This is a genomic window from Mesorhizobium sp. M7A.F.Ca.MR.176.00.0.0 (assembly GCF_004023165.1).
GTDB lineage: Bacteria > Pseudomonadota > Alphaproteobacteria > Rhizobiales > Rhizobiaceae > Mesorhizobium.
On record NZ_RZTC01000044.1, the window covers coordinates 1 to 2,497 of the forward strand.

Genomic DNA, 2,497 nt, shown 5'->3' on the forward strand with positions numbered 1-2,497 from the left:
CCTCCTCTCCCCTCGGGGAGAGGTCGGATTGCCCCGAATTGCCCTTCGCAATTCGGCTGGCAATCCGGGTGAGGGGGCTGCTTGCGTCCCGCTCACCCCGCGCTCTGCGGATAGCAAATAATCGACAGATAGCGCATCGGCAGCCTCGTCAGCTGTTCCGGCCCGTGCGGCGCGTCGGCGTCGAAGAACAGGCTGTCGCCGGGTTTCATCGGGTAGAGGTTGCTGCCGTGGCGGTAAACGACCTCGCCTTCGAGCATGTAGAGGAACTCCATGCCCTCATGCTGGAAAGTCGGGAACACATCGGAATCCTCGGTCAGCGTGATCAGATAGGGCTCGACGACGACGCCGCTGGTGTTGGAGCCGATATGGCCGAGCAGATTATACTGGTGGCCGGCACGGGTGCCGCGGCGTTCGACATCGAGACCTTGGCCGGCCTTGACGAAGACGGCGCTGCGCTCTTCCTCGAAGCGGCGGAAGAAGGCTGTTACCGGAACGCCGAGCGCCCGCGACAGTGCCTGCAAGGTGGTCAGCGACGGCGAGGTGATGCCGTTCTCGATCTTCGACAGCATGCCGAGCGAAATGTCGGTGGCGACCGCGAGATCAGCCACGGTGATGCCGAGCTTCTTGCGGAACGCCCGCACCTCGCGGCCGATCGCCACCTCCAGCACTTTTTCGCGCGTGTCGCGAATGGCATGCGGGTTCTGCGTCAGTGGCGCGCGGATGGTCTTGCCGTCGGCTGAAACCTTTGGCAGCGGCTTGGCCGTCGCACCGGCGAGACCAGCCTTGGGATCGGAAACCTTCTTCGCCATGTCGCCCCCGGCACTCCTGGGATTTATTTCACTCTAGGTGAACATGTCAGGTGCCGATACAGGAGCGCAACTGCGACGGCAAGTCGCGTGAGCGCGCATGCGCATGATAATGATGTTTGGCCGCGTCCGGTTTTTCGCGGGAAATCCACATCGGCGAAACCTTGTTTCAGCATCGGGCTGTTGACAGCACGAAAGGGCCAATTACTGTCCTGTGAGTGAAATTTGTTTCGTAAGAGCAATTCCGGGAAAAGCGCATAGCGCTTTCCCCTTGGGAATTGCGTCAAGACAAAAGTCGAAACCAGATCGGGAGGCCTGCCATGAAAAGTCGCGTTGCCGTCATCGGAGCCGGCCCGTCCGGCCTGGCACAGCTCAGGGCCTTCAAGTCGGCGGCCGACAAGGGCGCCGACATTCCCGAGATCGTCTGCTTCGAAAAGCAGTCGGACTGGGGCGGCCTGTGGAACTACACCTGGCGCACGGGCCTCGACGAGCATGGCGATCCGGTGCACGGCTCGATGTACCGCTATCTCTGGTCGAACGGACCGAAGGAGTGCCTGGAATTCGCCGACTACACTTTCGAGGAGCATTTCGGCCGGCCGATCGGCTCCTATCCGCCGCGCGCCGTGCTGTGGGACTACATCAAGGGACGCGTCGAAAAATCAGGCCTTCGCAAATGGGTGCGCTTCAACAGCCCGGTGCGCATGGTGACGTTTTCCGACGAGACGAAGAAATTCACCGTCACCGCGCATGACCGCACCAACGACGTCACCTATTCGGAAGAGTTCGACAATGTCGTTGTCGCTTCCGGGCATTTCTCGGTGCCCAACGTGCCCTATTTCGAGGGCTTTTCGACCTTCAACGGCCGCATCCTGCATAGCCACGATTTCCGCGACGCGATGGAATTCAAGGGCAAGGATATATTGATCATCGGCCGCTCCTATTCGGCCGAGGACATTGGCTCGCAATGCTACAAATACGGCGCCAAATCCATCACCTCCAGCTACCGCTCGAAGCCGATGGGTTTCAAATGGCCGGAGAATTGGAAAGAGGTGCCGCTCTTACAGAAGGTCGTCGGCAAAACCGCGCATTTCAAGGATGGCACCACGAAAGACGTTGATGCCATCATCCTGTGCACCGGCTATCTCCATTCTTTCCCCTTCCTCACCGACGATCTGAAGCTCAAGACCGCCAACCGCATGTGGCCGCTCGACCTCTATGAAGGCGTCGTCTGGGAGAAGAACCCGCAGCTTTCCTATATCGGCATGCAGGATCAGTTCTACACCTTCAACATGTTCGACGCGCAGGCCTGGTTCGCCCGCGACGTCATCATGGGCCGCATCAAGCTGCCGTCGGCCAAGGCAATGACCGAGCACGGCGCGAAATGGAGGGCGCGTGAGGAAACGCTCGAAGACGCCGAGCAGATGATCTGGTTCCAGGGCGACTACACCAAGGAATTGATGGACCAGACCGACTATCCGGGCTTCGACGTCGAGGCGGTCAACCAGACCTTCATGGAATGGGAACACCACAAGGCGGAGAACATCATGGGCTTCCGCGACCACGCCTACCGCTCGCTGATGACCGGGACCATGGCGCCGCTGCATCATACGCCGTGGCTGCAGGCGCTGGACGATTCGATGGAGAGCTATCTCGAGGTGAAGGGCGTCGCGGCGGAGTAGGGCGGCGGCTGC

2 protein-coding genes are annotated in these 2,497 nt (G+C 60.4%); one reads left to right on the forward strand and one right to left on the reverse strand.

Annotated features, from left to right (window positions below):
- Window positions 1-92 precede the first annotated feature (92 nt).
- Window positions 93-809, reverse strand: coding sequence for an XRE family transcriptional regulator (locus tag EOB59_RS16450; protein WP_127396299.1), 717 nt, complete (start codon window positions 807-809; stop codon window positions 93-95).
- A 317-nt stretch (window positions 810-1,126) separates the two neighbouring features.
- Here EOB59_RS16450 and EOB59_RS16455 point away from each other — a divergent pair, with 317 nt between their 5' ends.
- Window positions 1,127-2,485 carry an NAD(P)/FAD-dependent oxidoreductase gene (locus tag EOB59_RS16455; RefSeq protein WP_127396300.1) on the forward strand — a complete coding sequence of 453 codons (1,359 nt, stop codon included), beginning with the start codon at window positions 1,127-1,129 and terminating at the stop codon, window positions 2,483-2,485.
- The last annotated feature ends 12 nt before the right edge of the window (window positions 2,486-2,497 follow it).

Bases quoted from the DNA above. Each gene is read 5' to 3' on its own strand.
- EOB59_RS16450 (WP_127396299.1), bottom strand. From the start codon at position 809: ATGGCGAAGAAGGTTTCCGATCCCAAGGCTGGTCTCGCCGGTGCGACG.
- EOB59_RS16455 (WP_127396300.1), top strand. From the start codon at position 1,127: ATGAAAAGTCGCGTTGCCGTCATCGGAGCCGGCCCGTCCGGCCTGGCA.